We start from the raw sequence: 19387 nt of genomic DNA, 5'->3' as shown, positions 1-19387 counted from the left end.
TCTAACTTGCTTCGATATTTTTAGTATCAGGCATTTTTAAGATTGATTAAACCTTCCTTTCGAAAGATTTTTTGCACCTTCCGAAAGGTTCTCTTAAAACGGATGAAAACGCCGCTTACGGCGCTTTCTTCTTATGGCGCACCAAACTTTTTAAAAAAACACGCCCAACAGCTATCATACCATGTTTAGCTGAAAAGTGAACTACTTTCTATCAGCTGTTCCAAATCCGTACGCGTGATCAGCACTTCTCTCGGCTTGCTTCCTTTTGCTTCCGATATCATGCCTTCTCTTTCCATCATATCGATTAATCTGGCGGCCCTGTTGTAGCCGATCCTAAACCGCCTCTGCAGGCTCGAGGTGCTGGCGCTGTTTTGTTCAACGGCGAATTCGCACGCTTCAAGGAACAGTTCGTCATGATCAAAGCCTGCCGGATTTTGTCTGACGAGCTCTTCCTGCTCGAATAAATAAGACGGCTTTTGCTGTTTCCTTACGTGGGAAACGACCCGGTCAATTTCGCGGTCAGATACGAAGTTCCCCTGAAGGCGCACCGGTTTCCCGGACCCGTTCTCCAAAAAGAGCATATCTCCTTTTCCAAGCAGCTTTTCCGCCCCGGCCATATCGATAATCGTTCTTGAATCGACGTTGCTTGAAACGGAAAATGCGATTCTGGTCGGGATATTCGCTTTGATCAAGCCTGTGATGACGTCGACCGACGGCCGCTGTGTCGCAATCAGCAGGTGAATGCCGCACGCCCTGGCTTTTTGGGCGATTCGGCAAATGCTTTCTTCGACCTCATTCGGGGCGACCATCATCAGATCGGCAAGCTCATCGATAACGACAACGAGATATGGGAGTTTTTCGCCCATTTTCTTTTCATGAACCTTTTCGTTGAAGCGCTCAATATCGCGCACTCCGGAGTGCGCGAATAATTCATAGCGGCGCTCCATTTCTTCAACGACCCACTTCAAGGCCGCCGTAGCCGCTTTTGCATCCGTAATGACAGGACTGACAAGATGCGGAATTTCGTTGTACGGAGCAAGCTCGACCATTTTAGGGTCAATGAGCAACAGCTTCACCTCTGTAGGGTCGGCTTTAAACAGCAGGCTGACTAAAATCGTGTTCAGACATACGCTTTTTCCTGATCCCGTAGCCCCTGCAATCAATCCGTGAGGCATTTTTTTCAGATCACAGACCACCGGCTGTCCGGAAATATCGAGCCCGAGAGCCGCCGTCAAAGGAGACGGGTTTGTTCTAAATTCCGGGCTTCTGATCATTTCGCGCAAATACACCATCTTGCTATGTAGGTTCGGAACTTCGATTCCGATCGTATTCTTTCCGGGAATCGGCGCCTCGATGCGGATGTCTTTTGCCGATAAGCTCAGTTTGATATCATCCGATAGGTTTGTAATTTTATTGACTTTCACTCCAGGTTCTGGGTGCACTTCGAACCTTGTCACCGACGGCCCCTGTGTAACATGAACAACGTTCGCTCTGACATTGAAGTTTTCGAGGGTCACATCCAACAGCTCCCGCTGCTCGTTTATCCATGGTTGATCGTCCCGCTTTTGAGCTGGCGGAACATCAAGCAGGGCCAAACTCGGGAACTCGTATCCGCGGGAGGCGTTTGCCGCGTTTTCTTTTTGTTTATCTGCAGCAAACATCATGACATTAAACGGTACGGAAGATGACCTGTGCTTCGGTTTCGGCGCAGTCAAATCTCCGCTTGCGTTGCCGCGGGCCTTCGAATCGGAAAGCTCTTGGCTTTCATTCTTTTCACGTACGGCTGCTTGCGATTCGTTGTTGACGCTTTGCGGTTCAGGGTCCTTACGGCTTTGTTCAGCAGGAAATGCCTGTTCGTTTTCTTCTGCTTGTTCAGGCGACTGGTTTCCATCACCCATTTGAATGCCTTGACTTGACATCGCTTCGTTTCCAAGGTCTCCAGCCTTGCTCATAAGCGCTCCCGTTTCCTCTGAGGAGAGCGGCGGATGTACAGATGCCCCTTTTTCTTCGAAAAAGCTCTGCTCTTCCCCGCTTTCTCCGGCTTTTTCGACCGGCGCTTCATCCGTTAAATCGGAGGCTCCGGATTCTTTTTCATTAAGAGAGTCTCCGCGGTCTTTCGCCAATTGTATATCGCTTTCTTCCCAAACGGTCCGGGGTTCTTCTTGTTCACCATCATTTGCACGGGATTTTTCTTCAACATAGCCGGCGGATTTTTCCGCAGCTTGCGTATCGCTTTCTTCCTGAACGGTCCGCGCTTCTTCCTGTTCAGCATCATATGCACGGGATTCTGTTTCCTCAACATAGCCGGCGGATTTTTCCGCAGCCTGCGTATCGCTTTCTTCCCGAACAGTCCGCGCTTCTTCCTGTTCACCATCATATGCATGGGATTCTGTTTCTTCAACATAGCCGGCGGATTTTTCCGCAGCTTGCGTATCGCTTTCTTCCCGAACGGTCCGCGCTTCTTCCTGTTCATCATCATATGCACGGGATATTGATGCTTCATCAAAAACGCTGTTTTCCCGTACGACAGCCGCTTTCTGATCCGGCTTTTCCGGATCTGCCGCCGGCTGACTGACAGTGTGAGAAGGCGCTTTTTGGATTGGCTGTTCAAAAAAGCGCTGTTCCTTTTCAATTTCTTCCGTGAGAAGCGTCACGCGCGGTTCTTTTTGCTTTTTGGCCGGCAAATGGTTTGGCTTGATTCTTTTTTGTTCGTGATAGCCGTAAATCGGCGAAGGGATGACCGACGGTTTAAATGGCTTTTTAGCCGGTTTTTCCGTATCATTTCTTGAAACATCGGATGGGCGCTGCCTTGTTGCAGGGTTGCTGTAGGAATGGCGTTGCCTTTGTCTTTGCTGAGGCTCCCTTGTATTTTCCCTTTGCTGTGTTTTTTGATCAGGAATCACCGGGAAGCGGAACTTGCCTTTTGGGTATTCATAAACGACTTTTGCGTCTGATATTTGCGGCATGTCTTCGTTTTCTTCAAAAGACGAGCCTGAAAGCGGCTCCTCTGACATGTTTTTCGTGTTTTTTTCGTTATGTTCATCTTCGCCTAAAAAAAGGCCGAACATTTTGCTAATCCAGCTCATGAATCATCACTCTCTAACTCCCTTGAATTTTTCGGGGACGGTTTTTAGTATACCATTGCTTCACCCGCCAGAAAAGAACAAGGTGCTTCCTGTCCGTCCGACGAATAAAAGAGCCGCCAAGTTTTTGACCCAGCGGCTTCTTTCACATGTATTCGAACGTTTGGTTCATTTTATGCCGTTTTAAAATTCAAAGGCTTCTCCGGCTTCACGGCTGTTATCAAGGACGAGAATCCCTTTTTCCTTCGGCGCGTCGGGAAGGTTCAATTCTTTTGCAGAGCAGATCATCCCGCTTGACGGCACACCGCGGAGCTCGGCATCTTTGATGATCATGCCGCTTGGCATCACGGCTCCGACTTTGGCGACGACGACTTTTTGGCCTGCTTCAACATTCGGAGCTCCGCAAACGATCTGCAGTGTTTCTGTTCCCACGTTGACTTTGCAGACGCTCAATTTATCGGCATTCGGGTGCTTTTCTTTTTCTTCGACATAACCTACGACGAACTTCGGAGAAAGGTCGACGGTCAGCTCGTCTTTTAATCCGTTGCGGACCAGAATTTCATTTACATCCTGGACAAAGCTTTCAGAAAGGGCGATGGGTCCGTTTTCGGTCAGGTTCATGTAGGATGAGGCATTAAAGATGTTGTATCCTGATGTTTCTTGTGTTTCTTTATCAAAGATTTTAACGACATCTCCGAAGCGTTCGAAAGCCATGTTCTCGCGTGGAATGTCGTGAAGAGAGATGAGAAGCGTGTCGCCTACTCCTTCTAAATTATAAAATGCGTTCATCAAAAAAATCCTTTCTATCATTTCTTTTTCGGGCGGTTTTGAGCGAGAATGAAGATCGGTTCAAGCTTTCCATCTTCATATAAAAACGAAAGCGCCGTAATCGGGACCGTTCCGCTCGCAAAAAAGCTCATCGATATTTGCCCGAGAATATCATACCCTGCCTGATTGCGAATGTCAGCAATGATCAATACATCCTGATGCGGAATGGAGACCGCCAGCGCTCCTTCAGCTTTTTGTTCATACGCGGCAAGGATCGATTCGTTCAACACGCGGCTTGCATCATAGCCGTCGTTTGCTCTGAAAAAGTAAAAGCGGTTGTCGGCTACAACGTCTTCCTTGACAACGGTTTTGAGCGAGCGAAGATTGAAAGAAGACGTTTCCCTGATCCGCTCTTTTGTCCAGCCTTCTTTTTCAAGCATTTTCTCGTCAATCAGCCGGTACGTATTGCCAAGATCCAGCGCGTAGTAGATTCTCGTCTCAGCGGTATGATCGTCGAATATAAGCGGAATCCCGGCACTCGACTTTTCAGGAAATGACGTCGAACGGATGACGGGGTAAATCAGGCTTTCCCGCCCCTCCATTTCTTGGGCCTGGCCCTTCATTGCCTTCAGCGCTTCCTCGGTATAATAGACGACTTCATCGATGGCCTCGTCTTTTTTTTGCTCCCATTTGGCGATGATGCCGGGAAGCTCGAGGGTAATGCCTTTTTTAGTGGCTTTATCTTCAATTCTCAGCGTATCTTTTTCTCTGTCAAAATAAAAGGTCCAGCTTTCATTTTGCAATCGTTTTTTTAAGATATCGGAAAGTTTCCTTGACGTCATTTTCATAGAGGGAACTTCCTTTCTGCTACTTTTTCAGGGAATCGGTCAAAAATTGTTCAATTTCCTCTTTCGTTTTCCGGTCTTTGCTGACAAAGCGGCTGATTTCTGTTCCGTTTTTGAATACGAGAAAGCTCGGGATTCCGAAAATATCCCACTCGGCGCATGTATCGATAAATTTGTCGCGGTCTACATAGTAGAATGTGTATTCGGGATAATTCGCTTCAAGCTCGGGTAAAAACGGTTCGACAAACCGGCAGTCCGGGCACCAGTCAGCTGAAAACATCAGCAGGGACAAGTCATCATTGACGGCTTTTTGCAGCTCTTCATTAGATTCGATTTTTTTCATGATCAACGCCTCCAGTGTATTGTTCTTATCATCCATTCGGATCATACCAGACAACGGGTTCTATCGCCAGATTTTTGCCGGCACCGGTCCAAGGATGACTGTTCTTTTATGTATCATACCCCTTTTCTGCGGGGAAAATCTGATATGACGCCTGCTTGAAACCTTCTTCATATCATTAGCACAATTTTTTTGCTTTATCAACCCATTCTCGTTTAACATGAAAGCTGAACGGGTAAAAATATCCGATAAGGCGTACAAAGCTTAAAACAAGGAAGGAGGAAATCCTGTATGGAATTTACCATTTATCTTGCCGGGGAAATACATAGCAACTGGCGCGAGGAAGTAAAGGAAAAGGCGAAATCGCTGAAACTGCCTGTCACATTTGTCGGACCGATGGAACATCACGACCGGTCAGACAACATCGGAGAAGAAATTTTAGGCAAGCAGACCGACCCGGTCGCTAAAGACGATGCGGCTTCCGATTTAAACAATTTCAGAACATCGGTTTTAATGAACAAAGCGGATATTGTCATCGCCCTTTTCGGCGAAAAGTATAAGCAATGGAACACGGCCATGGATGCTTCCTACGCCATTGCAAAAGGAAAACCGCTGATCATCATCCGCCCCAAATCTCTGCATCATCCGCTGAAAGAGCTGTCAAACAAAGCCAATATCACCGTTGAAACCGTCAACCAGGCGATCAAATCGCTGTCATACGTGTTTGAAAGCGAATAAAAACCTGTGCTTACGGCACAGGTTTCATCATTTTAGTCGGCTTGCAAAATCGATTTGACCAAAGAGCTGTCACACGCTTTGACTAAACGAATGATCAATTCTTTTGCAGCCAGGTAATCGTCAACATGAATGATCGAGGCCGATGTGTGAATGTACCTTGAACAGATTCCGATGACGGCTGAAGGAATTCCTTCGTTTGAAATGTGGACGCGGCCTGCATCGGTGCCGCCTGCAGAGACGAAATATTGATACGGGATATCATTCGATTCGGCCGTATCCAGCACGAAGTTTCTCATTTCGCTGTGGGTTACCATGGAACGGTCGAAAATCCTCAGCAGCACGCCTTTGCCGAGCTGGCCGAATTCGTTTTTGTCCCCGCTGGAGTCGTTTGCCGGACTTGCATCAAGCGCGAAAAACAAATCGGGCTGAATCATGTTTGCCGCAGTCTGGGCGCCTCGCGTGCCGACTTCTTCCTGAACGGTCGCTCCTGAATACAGCGTATTCGGGAGCTCCGTCCCGTGGAGCTCTTTCAGCAATTCGATGCTCAGCCCGCAGCCATAGCGATTATCCCACGCTTTCGCCAATATTTTCTTCTCATTCGCCATCGGGGTGAACGGACAGATCGGGACGATTTGCTGTCCCGGCTTGACACCGATCTTTTCGGCATCTTCGCGGTCATCCGCACCGATGTCGATCAGCATGTTTTTAATATCCATCGGACGCTTCCGCTGTTCATCTGTTAAAAGGTGCGGCGGAGTGCTGGCGATAACACCCGGAATCGGTCCGTTTTCCGTATGAATTTCAACGCGCTGTGCCAAAAGAACCTGGCTCCACCATCCCCCGAGCGTTTGAAACCGGAGCATTCCGTTGTCCGTAATGGATGTGACCATAAATCCCACTTCATCCATATGACCCGCGACCATGATTTTCGGGCTTCCCTCGCGCCCCTTTTTCATGCCAAACACGCTTCCGAGCCTGTCTTGAATGACCTTGTCGGCGTATTTTTGCAGCTCTTTTTTCATAAAAGCCCGGACGTGATGTTCATTGCCGGGAGCGCCGGGAAGTTCGGTCAGCGTTTGAAAAAGCTTTCTCGTTTCCTGATTCATCAGTTTCCCTCATTTCGTATGTATCTCAAACACATTTTACAGCAAGTATACAATATGTTTCCACAGCAGACCCCATCCTTAACAGAGAAGGACATGTTCTGTATAATGGAAAAAAGAAGCCTTGGAGGTGCTATGATTATGAAATTGCGCCATTTTCTCATCGGAGCCGGGATCGGCATCGCCGCAGCCATCGCTGTCAAACGATATGTCATGACCCCTTATATTTCCTCGGAAAAAGCGCTGCGGATCGTCAAATCGGCTTTTAAGCAGAGGGGACCGATCGACGGGTCCTGGATATATACCGTCCCAGAGCCTTATACCGTCAACGGCGAAACCGTCATCGTCTATAAAACAGGGATCACCAGATCATGTTTAGGAGAGCTTGAACAATATGAGGTCATGGTTGACGCAAAAACAGGAATGATCGTTGATGTCATTGAGACAGCGGCGTAATGAAAAAAAGATGCGGCCATCTGGATGGGCCGCATCTTTGCTATATGGCGCGAATCGGCCGATAAACCGGATGCCACATCGCGTCCTGCACCGCCTGGATGATATCCTGAGGCTGTGATCCGGCAACCCCGTCCTGGATGGCCGCTTTTATAACAGCCACAGCGACGGTCGCCGACACCGTCCGCAAATCTTCCACCTGAGGCAGCAGGGCCGCTCCCGGCTTGCCGACATCAACCATATTGGCAATCGCTTCGGCGCTTGCAAAGAACATGTTATCGGTGATGAGTTTTGCCTTTGAGACGAGCGTTCCGAGTCCGAGGCCCGGGAACACAAAAGCGTTGTTCGCCTGGCCGATGATGTATTCCGTGCCGTTATACTGCACGGGGTCAAATGGACTTCCAGTAGCGACGAGCGCGCGCCCTTCCGTCCATGCAATTAAATCCTCCGGCTTCGCCTCTGATAAAGGCGTAGGATTTGACATCGGGAATATCGCCGGGCGTTCGGTATGAGACGCCATTTCTTTTACGATTTTTTCAGTGAATGCGCCTGAGACGGTCGATGTTCCGATTAAAATCGTCGGCTGGACTTTCCTGACGACCTCTTCCAAATCAATCGTTTGTCCGGGACCGTTCCGCTCAAAATCCTTCACTTCGTCGGCCGGTCTAGCATATGGCTTTTGCATTTCCTGCAAATCGTTCATATCATCCGTCAGCAGTCCGTTCCGGTCGATGCACCAGAAACGGCGGTACGCTTCCTCTTCCGACATTCCCTGTTTGATGAACGCGGACCGGATCTGTTCGGCGTTGCCGATACCCGCGGTACCTGCTCCAAATATCACAATTTTATGGTCTTTCAGCGGAATTTTTGAGATTTTCACGGCCGCCAGCACGGCGGCAAGCGTGACCGCTCCGGTTCCTTGAATATCGTCGTTAAAGGTGCATATTTTATCTTTGTATTTTTTCAAAATCCGGCGGGCATTTTGCGTGCCGAAATCCTCCCAGTGCAGCAAGACGCCCGGAAAGGTCTTTGTCGCAATCTCAACATACTGCTCGATAAATGATTCATAACGGTCCCCCCTGATGCGCGAATGCTGGTTTCCGACATAGAGCGGATCGTTTAAGAGCCTCTCCTGGTTTGTACCAGCGTCAATCACGACAGGAAGCACCCTGTTCGGGTCAATTCCGGCTGCAGCCGTATAGACGGCAAGCTTTCCGATGGAGATGGCGATCCCTCCGACTCCCCAGTCCCCGATGCCGAGAATCCCTTCGGCGTCAGTAGCCACGATCAAGTCGATCCGATCCTTCTCAGCCGCCAGGTTTTCAAAAGCCGTTTTCATCCCGGCCGGGTCATCGACGGACAAAAACAGGCCGCGCGGCTTTCTGTACTCATGGCTGTACTGCTGGATCGCCGTACCGACGGTCGGGGTATAAACGATCGGCAGCATCTCTGTCATATGATCATTCAGAAGCCTGTAAAAGAGTACTTCATTCCGGTCATGCAGTGCAGTCAAATACACGTTTTTGCTTAAATCGTCAGGCTGTGAACGAAACTGCTTGTAAGCCCGCTTCGCCTGCTCCTCCAACGTCAGCACCTTCGGCGGAAGAAGCCCCGTTAAGCCCAGGGCTTTCCTTTCCTCAAGCGGAAATGCCACCCCTTTATTCAGCATGGGAGTCGAAAGCACTTCAAATCCCCTTAATTTGGTTTCAATGACATGCTCGTTCAGATCTTTGTAGCTCACCCGTAGCCTTCCTTTCACATGTTAATTACCTATAGGATGGATAACATTCGGGTAAACCATTCACAAAAATGGGAGAACTACCGTTTTTGCCTTTTCACTGAAACTTTGATATCGCCGTTTTCATCCCATTTCAATGCTCTGTAGGATGCATCATGGTAAAAAATGTACCATGCGTCTTTTTCGGCAGCGGCAGCCTGCCATTTTTGTTTTTCCGCAATCGATGTCATCGGATAATCGTCATAAGCGAGGACCCATAACGGGTTCCGGTGGGCATGCGTCGGCATGATGTCCGCCATGTGAAGCGCCGTCTCGCCGGAATCATCGAGAACGATCACAGAGTGGCCGTCGCTATGCCCGCCTGTATGATGCATCGTGATGCCGGGCAATACGTCAAGCTTTTGCTCAAAAGTTTTTACTTGCTGCTGAACCGGTTCCCAGTTCTCTTTCCAATATGTATTTCTTGAGCGGATGTTCGGGTTTTTCATCTCTTCCCACTCGATCAAGGACGTATAAATGGCGGCATTCGGAAAAACGGAGACAAGCTCATCCCCTTCATACCGCGTCAAGCCGCAGGCATGGTCGAAATGAAGGTGGGTCATCAGCACCCCGTCAATATCTTCCGTTGAGAGGCCGAGCGCCTGTAGCGACTCATCAAGCGAAGATTCTTCCGTGACCCCGAAGTTTCTTTTTTGTTTGTCCGAGAGCTTCCCGCGCCCGATTCCCGAATCGATCAGCAGATTGGTTCCGTCCTTTTGGACAAGAATCGGATCTGTCCTCAATTCGATCTGATTTTTTTCATTTGCATGATATTTTTTTGACCATAGCGGCTTTGGTACCACGCCGAACATGGCGCCGCCGTCCATATGCGTTACGCCGCCGTTCAGCCAGGTCAGCTTGATGCCGCCGATGTGCAAAGTTTCCATTATGATCCCTCCCACCTTATCGTAGCAAAAAAATCCGGCCAATTTAACGCAAAAAAAAACAGACCTTTAGATCGTCTGTTTTTTCATGTTCTCCACTCGGCTTCAACCCTGTATATCGGCTGGCCTTTGGCAGCAAATTTTTCTTCATATTCCGTCATGACGTTCCCTTCAAAATCGCTTTGATGCAAATCAAGGCTGACGAACGTCAAAACGAGTCCGTATTCGGAAAAGCTCGTCAGGGAATATTCAAATAATCCGCGATTATCTGTTTTAAAGTGAATCGCACCTTTTCCCCCCAAGACGTGCTCGTATTTTTTTATGAAAGCATGGTTTGTCAGACGGCGTTTTTCATGGCGTTTTTTAGGCCACGGATCGGAAAAATTCAAATACACCCGCTCAATTTCCCCTTCCGCAAATACTTCGGAAAGATCGTTTGCATTGATGTTTAAAAGCTTTACGTTCGGCGCCCCCGTCTGCTTTACCTTATCGACCGCCGTTACGATGACGCTTTTAAACAGTTCGATGCCGATATAGTTTACATCCGGATGCTTGAGCGCCATTCCTGAAATAAATTGGCCCTTTCCGGTTCCTACTTCGATGTGAATCGGGTTGTCATTTCCAAAAACGGAATGCCATTTCCCTTTATACTGGGACGGGTCGCTGATGACAATATCGGAGTTTTCAGCCAAATAATCGTCCGCCCAAGGCTTGTGACGCATTCGCATGTACTTTACACCTCTATCTGTTATATCGTCTAACAACATACCACGAAATCAACCGCCCCGCAAGACCTCTTGGAGAGACGCGAAAGACCCGGGGCTTTCGACCCCGGGTCTTTCATGTATAAAAATATGCGTTCTGAACAATTTAATCCATATATTCAAATGAAGGGAAGTGCTTTTATCATGGGATTAAATCAAGAAAATCAAATTCGTCTCTTACAGGACATCCTCTCCGATCATCAGGCGGACTGCACGGGCACCGTCGCCGAATGCGAACAGATGGAACGGATTATTAAGTCGCTGATGGCCAATGCACATGTTGATGCAAACCTTAAAGGCATCCTTGAAGACATTTACCTGTACAGCCAGAGAGGGAAGTCGACTTCTTCGATCAACGACCATATCTCAGAGCATCAGGACCGTCTCTCGCAATGGGTCAGAGAAATAGGCTCGTTTTCATGAAGTGCGGAGGAGACGCTCCAGGAGCACGTGCAGCTGTTCAAGCCCCTGGTTAAAGCCCTCTTGATTTCTTTTCGCCTTTTGCCTGAGCGTTGTCATCGCTGTTTCTGCCAATACGTACCAGGCCATCCTCAGCTTAAGATTGTCCGTTAGAGAAGTGCCGTAACGCTCGAGCCAGCTTTCCCATTCCTTCTCCTCAACGTAGTGGTACAGAAGGGGCCCGAGATCTATGGCAGGATCTGCAATCATAGGACCGTCCCAATCGATTAAATAAAGCTGGTTCTGATCTGTAAGAAGCCAATTATTATGATTAATATCGCAGTGGCAGACGACTTTTTCACCTGACTGAACGTCTTCAAGATGGTGTTCAAGGTAAAAGAGCGCCTGATCCAGCTGCGGAATCGGATATTGCCGGGCTTGGATAAATTGCTTTAATTGCGTGATCACGGAGCTTGGCTGAAAAGGGTGCTTGCCGAGTCTTTTCAGCATATCCAACAGCTCTTTGGAGGTGTGGATTTTCCGAAGCATCTCAGCCACCGCCTGGCTGTTCATGTCCTTCGGTTTCAGCTCTCTGCCGCTGAGCCAGTGCTGCGCCGTAATCACGTCCCCGTTTTCCATTCGTTTCGTCCAAACAAGCTTAGGAACAATTCCTTCCGCGGACAGGACAGCCAAAAAAGGGGAGCTGTTCCGCTTTAAAAAAAGCTGCTGCCCATTATGTTCTGCATAATATGCGTCTCCTGTAGCTCCTCCTGCGGGGGAAATCTCCCATTCGCTACCTAGTAATTGTCCCAACCAGTTCATATCGATTTTCAACCCATCATTTCATAAAAGTTTTTAAAAGCATTTGCCTTCCTTGGCCGGAAAACAAGATGCTGTATTGATCGTCTCTCTATTAAAATAAAAAGACGGCTATTGAGAGTCATCTGTGCTAAACAATAGCCGTCTTATAAATTTTAGCGCTATACGCCAAACTTCGTCAAGCAAAACTAGAAATTCCCTTCGGCTCGCAAAGAACATGCGTGCCGATGCCGCTTCAGCTGAAGCTTGCCGTTTGCCCAAAGCGTTTTATCGAAAATTTGAAAAGGGCCGCAATATGCCAAATAGCGCTTCATATCAGGGAGCTTCAATCGCATCCCAAGTCTCCCTTTCATTCGGATGGTTTATGCTTTTAAGCGGAGCGATTCCTTCCCGGTCTTTACAAAAACAGGCGCTGAACCGATGATCTCCCCGTCCGCCTGGAACAGAACCCGTTCGTTCGTATGAAAATAAATATCTTTCGTCTTAAACGACGTGACCCCGGCTTTACCGATATGTTTGCCGAAAGACATCGCAAATAACAGCGCCGCTTTTTTTAGCACCGGCCGGTCTTCGATGATCGTCACATCTAAAAGCTCTTCGCGCGGATTTGCATCCGGCGCGATCTTCATTCCTCCGCCATAGTACGGATGATTTGAAATCGCCGCAAACCAAACTTTTTTAAACGTCCGCTTTTCGTCTTCGCTTTCAAAAGAAAGGACAAACGGTTTAAACGTAAAGGCGGCTGCCAAAAACAAAAACGGCTGAATCAGATGATTCAATCTGAAAACGGCCGTCCACTTTGGCATGTCAGACATTTTTTTGGCGGCCACGGCGTCAAACCCGATGCTGAGGTGATTGGCAAAATAAAGCTCGTTTGCACTGTCCTTTGTGAGAAAGCTTCCGAGTGCATACGTCCTGGTCAGTGATTTTCCGGCTTTTTTCAGCTCTTTGATGACATCCGATTTTTTAATGGAGAAGCCTCTTTTAAAATCGTTTGCCGAGCCTGCCGGGATAACGCTAAGCTGAATGTCCTGGAGGCTGGTTAATCCGTTTAGGACTTCATGGATAGTGCCGTCTCCGCCAATGATAAGCAGGCGCTTCAGCCGGTCGTCCTGGATCGTCGATATTTGCCTTGCCAGCACTTCGGCATGCCCCGGGTGCTGGGTGATGAACGAGCGGTGCGAAACGTTTGCTTTTTGCAGCTCTTTTTGCAGTGACTTCCATACTCTGAGAGCCGACGATCTTCCTGCTTTTGGGTTAATGATGATATACCATTCACTCATGATTCAATTCTCCATTTTATGTTATGAAAAAGCCGGATAACGTTCAGACGGTTAATCGAGCCATTCCTTTCTGCGCTTTGAATCGGAAACGCCGTGTGCCAACAAAATTTTCGCGGCTTTCAGCTGCCGGTTTTTAATTGGAGCGATGTTTTTTTGCTGTCTCGAGATCCAGTTGCGCCATTCCCTCCGGTCATAAATGTCGATTCCGTACGGAGGTTCGGGGTAATCGATATACGAAGTCCTGCTGAAGATCGCTTTGCGGATCGGCAGGTCAATGTCTGCCCCCTTCAAAAGCCCCGAAAGGACAGAACCGGTTCTGATAAGTTCAGTTGACGGATTTAAAACAGATGTTTCTCTGCCTCGTACGGTTTTTTCCTTCCAAAAACGATTTTTGGAGCCGCTAAAGGTGCTTTCCTTATCACCTTCGAGAAAAACCATGCAATAGATTTCAAGCGGCGTTAACAGGATGATGCTTAATTCGACCGTCGCCTGATTCACTTGCAAAACAGGCTTGTACATCAGAAAATACGAATCCGGAAGCTGCTGGGCCAAAATTTGCAGAATTTTATCGTTATGTATTTCCCGGGAAAGGCTGGATATGTCAGAAATCGTCGAGCTTGCCCATTTTAATTGAAATTGATAAAGGTATTCTTTAAAAAATGGAGCAAGCTCTTTTTTGCCTGCGGGGATTTTTGCGATAAAACTTCCGTCCATTTCGGCTTCCAAACCGTTAAACCATTGATCATCGACTTCTCTTCCACTATTCATATCGGATACTTCTTTTTTTCTTTTTAATGAAAATTTTTTCTTCTTCGTGCCGCCCGTTTCTTCCCCGGCGGCTGCGGCGATCTGAAAACGGCCCGCTTCCTTCTCTTCCGCGATGGCCGTCATTGACTGCCATCGCTGTTTTTTTAAACGGATGAACTGATTCATATAATGATAAGGGTCTTGCTCATATCTTGAAATGCAATCCTGTATTTTAATAATCTGTGCCATCGTTGTTTCAACTCCGAATCTTACATTTCTGCTGCTTGATCCTGTGTGCCGAAAGGAAAAACAGCTTTATGCTCGTATTTTGGAACCTTGTCCAGATGCGTCTGAAAAACGGTGAGATTGCGTGCTGTGAACGATACTTCACCATCGAGCGGGTCTAAGCGCCCGTTAAATGGATCGGCCCCGTTCCATTTTCTCGCAACCGTCATATGGGGACGAAAAGGCCGCTTTTCAATCTCAAAGCCCGCGGCGGCGGCGGCCTGCTTGACCCGCTCCCTTAATTCAAAAAGAGCGGCGGAATATTCGGGTTCAACATAGAGAATCCTCGGCTCAGACGGCTTGCCGAACGTCCCTGTTTTTCTGAGACGAAGTTCAAAGGAAGCCGTGTCAGAAGCGATCAGACTTAAGCCTTCCTCAAGGTCCGAAAGCTGCTCACTGTCAGCCGGTCCAAGAAATACGAGCGTAAAGTGATAGTCCAAAGCATGGACCCATTTATGAAAAGCTAATTCCGGGCGGCTGCTGATTGAATGATAAAGCGGCTCCGCAAGCTCGGCCGGGAAAGGAATTCCAATAAAAAAATGCGGTTTCACAGACATATTCATGCCATCCTTCCATCGATCTTCTTACCATTTTAACAAAAAACACAGGGACTTATAACCTCTCTATTTTTCACTTTTACGGGGTTGTGATAGGATATTGAAAAAACATGTTTTCTTAGAAAGGGTGTACACGTGTGAGAGCCGTTCACAATATAGCAGAATTAATCGGAGATACGCCCCTCGTCAAATTGAACCGGGTTCAGCCGAAGGATGCGGCACAGGTTTACGTAAAACTCGAATATTTCAACCCGAGCAGAAGCGTGAAAGACAGAGCGGCATATCAAATGATCATAGACGCTGAAGAAAAGGGCCTTCTTAAGCCTGGGGCTACAATCATCGAGCCGACAAGCGGAAACACTGGAATCGGACTCGCCATGAATGCCGCCGCAAGAGGGTATCAGGCGATTCTCGTCATGCCTGATACGATGACGAAAGAACGGATCAACCTTTTAAAAGCATACGGAGCAGAAGTCGTCCTTACACCGGGGGATGAACGAATGCCGGGAAGCATCAAAAAAGCGCGGGAGCTTGCGGAACAAATTCCGGGAAGCTTCATCCCGATGCAGTTTGATAATGAAGCGAACCCCGAGGCCCACCGAAAAACAACCGCCTTGGAAATTGCCCGGGCAATAGAACAAATCGGCAAACCGCTTGCCGCGTTTGTGGCGACTGCGGGAACGGGCGGCACGATTACCGGTACGGGTGAAAAGCTGAAGGAGCTGTTTCCGAAAATAACGGTCCATGTAGCGGAACCTGCGGGGTCGCCCGTATTGTCCGGAGGCAAGCCCGGAAAACATAAACTCGTCGGGACAAGCCCCGGTTTTATCCCGAATATTTTAAACGAAAACGTCTATGATGAAATTTTGAAAATAAAAGATGAGGAAGCGTACGAGATGACGCGCAGACTGGCCCGGGAAGAAGGCATTCTTGTCGGCCCTTCCTCAGGTGCGGCGTGCTTTGCCGCGATTGAAACGGCTAAAAAACTTCCGGCCGATCAAATCGTCGTCTGTATGACCGCCGATACCGGAGAACGCTATCTATCAAGCGATTTATTTCAACAGTAAAGAAAAACACTTGATTTCGACGTGCGAAATCAAGTGTTTTTTATTGAAACAGACTCTATACATGCATCCCTGTCCTTGCATCATTTTCATCTGTTATATATTCAACATGCCCAAAGCCGCAAGCTTTTGCATTTCTGTACAACAAGCCAATCTGCTTTTGGTCTTTGCAATAGATGGATGCATAACAGGAATCCGCTATGAGAACAACCAGCCGGCAATCGCTTTTGATGAACTCTCCATATGTCTCAATTTGCTCGGGATGCTGATTCTTCGGGAATGCTTTCATATCTGCAAAAATTGTATAAGACGTGTTTGCCAAGCGTGTTTGCAGCGCTTCGCCTTCCACGACGTTTTGATCACCTGGAAAAAGCTCCTCATCTGTCAGCCGTTCGTGTTGAACGATATACCATTCGCAGCCATCAAGCAGCCAATCGTAATCGGAAATTCGAATCGGTTTTAGCACATCGGAAAGAAAGCATCCGCTGCGGTTGGGAATTTCAAACGAAACGCCTCTTCTCATTTCGTATCACTTCGCAAGTTCGTATATAGCCTGCGCATACAAAGATGCCGCCCGCAAGAGGTCGTCAATTTCCATATATTCGTCTTTCTGATGGGCAACGTCGGGGCGCCCGGGGAAGAGCGGACCGAACGCCACCCCCGCTTGCAGCGACCTCGCGTATGTCGCGCCTCCGATCGAAATCAATTCCGCTTGTTCCCCCGTCTGTTCTTCATATACCCGCTGCAGCGTTTTAATCAGTTCATGGTCTTTTGGAACATGATGCGGCTTGCTGTCTTTAAAACTTACAAGCTTTCCGCCTTGTAAACGTTCGAGCGCTTCTTTAACCGGAACGCTCGTTTCTGTCACCGGATAGCGGATGTTGATGCCGACTGTACTTTCTTTTTCTTTCTCGTAAGCTATCCGACCGACGTTTAAGGTCAGGTCGCCGCTGATCTCATCGCTTACGGCGATCCCGAGCTTTCTCCCTCTCGTGTCACCGCTAAAGGCATCTGACACCGCTTTTACAAAATGGCGGCCTGCTGAATCAAGCGCTTGCGTATGTAAAAACTCTGCCAGGATCAGCCCCGCATTGATGCCGTTGTCAGGCTCCATGGCGTGTGCCGATTTTCCGAAAACGTTTATCCTGCAACTGTCTCCGTTTTTCGAGATTCGGCCCTCGGCCCGCTTTTCTTTTACAAAATCGGCAAATGCTCGTTCAACATCCGGTGTAACCGTTCCGGAAAGGACAGCTTCGGCTTCGTCAGGAACCATATTGAAACGGCGCCCGGCCCGGAGCGATTCCAAAACCAATCCCCCGCCGCTTTCGCTATTTGGGCAATCCAAGTGCAAAACTGCGTCAATCAGCCCCTTTTCCGCGTAAATAATCGGAAAGTCGGCATCAGGGGCGAATCCGGCTGAAGGCATTTCTTCATGTTTAAAATAATGCTCCACACACCGCCAATCGCTTTCTTCATCTGTTCCAATGATCAGCCTGATCCGCTTTGACAACGGAAGATTCAGCTCTTTCACGATTTTCAGGGCGTGAAATGCGGCCATTGTCGGCCCCTTATCATCGAGCGCGCCTCTCGCATAAATGCGGCCGTCTCTGATGTCGGCGGCAAACGGATCGCTTGTCCATCCGTCTCCGGGCGGGACGACGTCAATATGGCAGAGGATGCCGATAATCTCTTCGCCTTCTCCCCATTCGATATGGCCCGCATAGCCATCGAGGTTTTTCACCGTAAAGCCGTTTGTCTCCCCTTTTTTCAGCAAAGCCGTCAGACATTTGTGAATCCCTTCTCCAAAAGGCTTGCCAGGCCCGGCGGTCTTCTCATCGAGAACGCTGTTTATTTTTAAGAAATCCTGTATATCCTGAACAATGTCGTCCTTTCTCTTTTCCACTTCCAGTTCCCAGTTCATCGTTTTCATCCTTTCCTTTTATCAGATTCCCGAAAAACGACTTGCAAAAATACCTGTTAACGAATATTATAGATATTGTTTCGTTATAATGTTCGTTATTGGAGGAATTATGTTTAACATAAAAGAAAACAAAACAACAGTTAAAAAAGAAATTCTTGCAGGAATCACAACCTTCTTTACGATGGTTTACATTGTCGTCGTCAATCCGGGCATTCTTTCTGGCACCGGCATTCCCTTTGACCAGGTGTTTACCGCTACGATCATCGCCGCTGTCGTCGGAACGCTCTGGATGGCGCTTGCGGCCAACTTCCCGATCGCGATTGCGCCGGGAATGGGGCTTAATGCGTATTTTGCAGTTTCCGTCGTCGGTTCATCAAACGGCGAAGTTTCGTATCATACGGCATTCAGCGCCGTATTCGCGGCCGGGATTCTCTTTATTATCTTATCCTTAACACCGCTCAGAAAACAACTGATCGAAGCAATTCCCGCCAATTTAAAACACGGGATTACCGCCGGGATCGGATTGTTTATCGCATTTGTCGGACTAAGGGGAGCCGGAATCATTACGGCCAATGAAGCCAATTTGATCGGTCTCGGCAACCTGCGCTCGCCGGAAGTCGTACTGACCTTGATCGGGCTTACCTTTTCCGTCGTTCTGATGATCATGAATGTAAACGGCGCTCTGTTTTTCGGGATGCTTTTCACCGGCCTGATCGCCTTTTTCACCGGTCAGCTCCATTTTGACCAAGGCGTTTTATCCATGCCTCATCTGCCTGAAAAGCTGATCATCGCGAATCCTTTGACGGCCTTTTCTGACGTCATCCATTACGGGCTCTATTCGGTCGTTTTCTCTTTTCTGCTCGTCACGATTTTCGATACGACAGGCACGATGATCGGCGTCGCCGAACAGGCGGGACTCATGAAAAACAACAAGCTTCCGAACGCGAGAAAGGCGCTTCTCGCCGATTCGACGGCCACGACGATCGGCGCCATGTTCGGGACGAGCCCGACAACCGCCTATATTGAGTCATCGGCCGGGGTGGCAGCCGGAGGAAGAACCGGGCTGACATCGTTGACAGTCGCCGTTCTTTTTGGCGCCGCGCTGTTTTTCGGTCCGCTTGTCAGCGCCGTTTCCGGCATTTCGGCGATAACGTCTCCAGCCTTGATCATTGTGGGAAGCATGATGATCGGAGCCGTCGCCGACATCCGCTGGAAAGAGCTCGACGAGGCGTTCCCGGCTTTTCTCGTCATCCTTGCCATGCCTTTAACATCAAGCATCGCAACAGGGATTTCTCTAGGATTTATTTCATATCCGATCGTGAAAGCCGCGAAAGGAAAATGGCGGGAGATTCATCCGCTCGTCCTGATCTTCGCGATTCTGTTTTTCATCCACCTGTTCTTTTTGCAGGGCCATTAATATAGAAAAAGAGGCTTAGGCAGCAGCCAGCCTCTTGATTTCATGCGTTTTTGCTTTCGATTTTCATTTTTTCATAATTTTGGTTCCGGCTTTTTTCTGGATATTTCTTTGGCACATCGTGTATAATATTTATTGATTAT

20 protein-coding genes are annotated in these 19387 nt (G+C 48.3%); 5 read left to right on the top strand and 15 right to left on the bottom strand.

The genetic code is table 11. From position 1 onward, the window contains the following. Nucleotides 1-185: 185 nt before the first annotated feature. The 4 genes from MHB78_RS07045 to MHB78_RS07030 form a co-directional block, all read right to left on the bottom strand. Nucleotides 186-3086, bottom strand: a complete 2901-nt coding sequence (locus tag MHB78_RS07045; RefSeq protein WP_046129279.1) for a DNA translocase FtsK — start codon at nt 3084-3086, stop codon at nt 186-188. A gap of 180 nt (nt 3087-3266) precedes the next feature. After that, on the bottom strand, nt 3267-3872 hold the full coding sequence (gene ytpR / locus MHB78_RS07040; protein ID WP_046129280.1) for a YtpR family tRNA-binding protein: 606 nt from the start codon (nt 3870-3872) through the stop codon (nt 3267-3269). A gap of 17 nt (nt 3873-3889) precedes the next feature. Continuing rightward, entirely contained in the window at nt 3890-4699 is an 810-nt protein-coding gene (locus MHB78_RS07035) for a DUF1444 domain-containing protein (protein ID WP_046129281.1), read from the bottom strand. 19 nt (nt 4700-4718) lie between these two features. After that, entirely contained in the window at nt 4719-5075 is a 357-nt protein-coding gene (locus MHB78_RS07030) for a thioredoxin family protein (protein ID WP_082094025.1), read from the bottom strand. A gap of 252 nt (nt 5076-5327) precedes the next feature. Between MHB78_RS07030 and MHB78_RS07025 the strand changes: the two genes are divergently transcribed. Beyond that, on the top strand, nt 5328-5774 hold the full coding sequence (locus MHB78_RS07025; protein ID WP_046129283.1) for a YtoQ family protein: 447 nt from the start codon (nt 5328-5330) through the stop codon (nt 5772-5774). Between the two features lie 32 nt (nt 5775-5806). On the opposite strand, the gene MHB78_RS07020 is transcribed toward MHB78_RS07025, so the two are convergent. Beyond that, nucleotides 5807-6880, bottom strand: a complete 1074-nt coding sequence (locus tag MHB78_RS07020; protein WP_046129284.1) for a M42 family metallopeptidase — start codon at nt 6878-6880, stop codon at nt 5807-5809. A 138-nt stretch (nt 6881-7018) separates the two neighbouring features. Between MHB78_RS07020 and MHB78_RS07015 the strand changes: the two genes are divergently transcribed. Beyond that, complete coding sequence (locus MHB78_RS07015) at nt 7019-7333, top strand: PepSY domain-containing protein (protein ID WP_046129285.1); 315 nt, start codon at nt 7019-7021, stop codon at nt 7331-7333. Nucleotides 7334-7373: 40 nt separating this feature from the next. Here the strand turns inward: MHB78_RS07015 and MHB78_RS07010 are convergent, their stop codons facing one another. From MHB78_RS07010 to trmB, 3 genes are all read right to left on the bottom strand, one after another. Continuing rightward, nucleotides 7374-9071: an NAD-dependent malic enzyme gene (locus MHB78_RS07010; RefSeq protein WP_173427485.1), complete on the bottom strand. Its 1698-nt coding sequence runs from the start codon at nt 9069-9071 to the stop codon at nt 7374-7376. Between the two features lie 77 nt (nt 9072-9148). Continuing rightward, nucleotides 9149-9994: an MBL fold metallo-hydrolase gene (locus MHB78_RS07005; protein WP_046129287.1), complete on the bottom strand. Its 846-nt coding sequence runs from the start codon at nt 9992-9994 to the stop codon at nt 9149-9151. An 83-nt stretch (nt 9995-10077) separates the two neighbouring features. Continuing rightward, nucleotides 10078-10719 carry a tRNA (guanosine(46)-N7)-methyltransferase TrmB gene (gene trmB / locus MHB78_RS07000; protein ID WP_046129288.1) on the bottom strand — a complete coding sequence of 214 codons (642 nt, stop codon included), beginning with the start codon at nt 10717-10719 and terminating at the stop codon, nt 10078-10080. 180 nt (nt 10720-10899) lie between these two features. Here trmB and MHB78_RS06995 point away from each other — a divergent pair, with 180 nt between their 5' ends. Next, the gene (locus tag MHB78_RS06995) at nt 10900-11178 is read left to right on the top strand and encodes a YtzH-like family protein (protein WP_046129289.1); all 279 of its coding nucleotides are present in this window, start codon (nt 10900-10902) and stop codon (nt 11176-11178) included. Here MHB78_RS06995 and MHB78_RS06990 read toward each other — a convergent pair. From MHB78_RS06990 to thpR, 5 genes are all read right to left on the bottom strand, one after another. Then, complete coding sequence (locus MHB78_RS06990) at nt 11173-11976, bottom strand: phosphotransferase family protein (RefSeq protein WP_046129290.1); 804 nt, start codon at nt 11974-11976, stop codon at nt 11173-11175. The two genes, MHB78_RS06995 and MHB78_RS06990, sit on opposite strands and share 6 nt — an antisense overlap. Before the next feature lie 185 nt (nt 11977-12161). Beyond that, a complete protein-coding gene (locus MHB78_RS06985; protein WP_157759344.1) occupies nt 12162-12308 on the bottom strand; it encodes a hypothetical protein in 147 nt (48 codons plus the stop codon). Nucleotides 12309-12335: 27 nt separating this feature from the next. Next, nucleotides 12336-13256, bottom strand: coding sequence for a YegS/Rv2252/BmrU family lipid kinase (locus MHB78_RS06980; RefSeq protein WP_046129291.1), 921 nt, complete (start codon nt 13254-13256; stop codon nt 12336-12338). Between the two features lie 51 nt (nt 13257-13307). Then, nucleotides 13308-14252 carry a hypothetical protein gene (locus MHB78_RS06975; protein WP_046129292.1) on the bottom strand — a complete coding sequence of 315 codons (945 nt, stop codon included), beginning with the start codon at nt 14250-14252 and terminating at the stop codon, nt 13308-13310. A 20-nt stretch (nt 14253-14272) separates the two neighbouring features. Further along, a complete protein-coding gene (thpR, locus tag MHB78_RS06970) occupies nt 14273-14845 on the bottom strand; it encodes an RNA 2',3'-cyclic phosphodiesterase (protein ID WP_046129293.1) in 573 nt (190 codons plus the stop codon). A gap of 137 nt (nt 14846-14982) precedes the next feature. Here thpR and cysK point away from each other — a divergent pair, with 137 nt between their 5' ends. Beyond that, nucleotides 14983-15912: a cysteine synthase A gene (cysK, locus tag MHB78_RS06965; protein ID WP_046129294.1), complete on the top strand. Its 930-nt coding sequence runs from the start codon at nt 14983-14985 to the stop codon at nt 15910-15912. A 55-nt stretch (nt 15913-15967) separates the two neighbouring features. Here the strand turns inward: cysK and MHB78_RS06960 are convergent, their stop codons facing one another. Together MHB78_RS06960 and pepV are read right to left on the bottom strand one after the other, a co-directional pair. After that, nucleotides 15968-16432 (bottom strand): DUF2691 family protein, encoded by a 465-nt coding sequence (locus MHB78_RS06960; RefSeq protein WP_046129295.1) that lies wholly within the window; start codon nt 16430-16432, stop codon nt 15968-15970. A gap of 6 nt (nt 16433-16438) precedes the next feature. Beyond that, nucleotides 16439-17830: a dipeptidase PepV gene (gene pepV, locus MHB78_RS06955; protein WP_046129296.1), complete on the bottom strand. Its 1392-nt coding sequence runs from the start codon at nt 17828-17830 to the stop codon at nt 16439-16441. 109 nt (nt 17831-17939) lie between these two features. Between pepV and MHB78_RS06950 the strand changes: the two genes are divergently transcribed. Then, nucleotides 17940-19247: an NCS2 family permease gene (locus MHB78_RS06950; protein WP_046129297.1), complete on the top strand. Its 1308-nt coding sequence runs from the start codon at nt 17940-17942 to the stop codon at nt 19245-19247. The last annotated feature ends 140 nt before the right edge of the window (nt 19248-19387 follow it).

Origin of the sequence: Bacillus sp. FSL K6-0138 (assembly GCF_037982765.1) — a bacterium.
Taxonomy (GTDB): Bacteria; Bacillota; Bacilli; order Bacillales; family Bacillaceae; genus Bacillus; species Bacillus glycinifermentans.
Note: the sequence above shows the minus strand (reverse complement) of the source record. Positions and strands in the feature narration are given on the sequence as shown.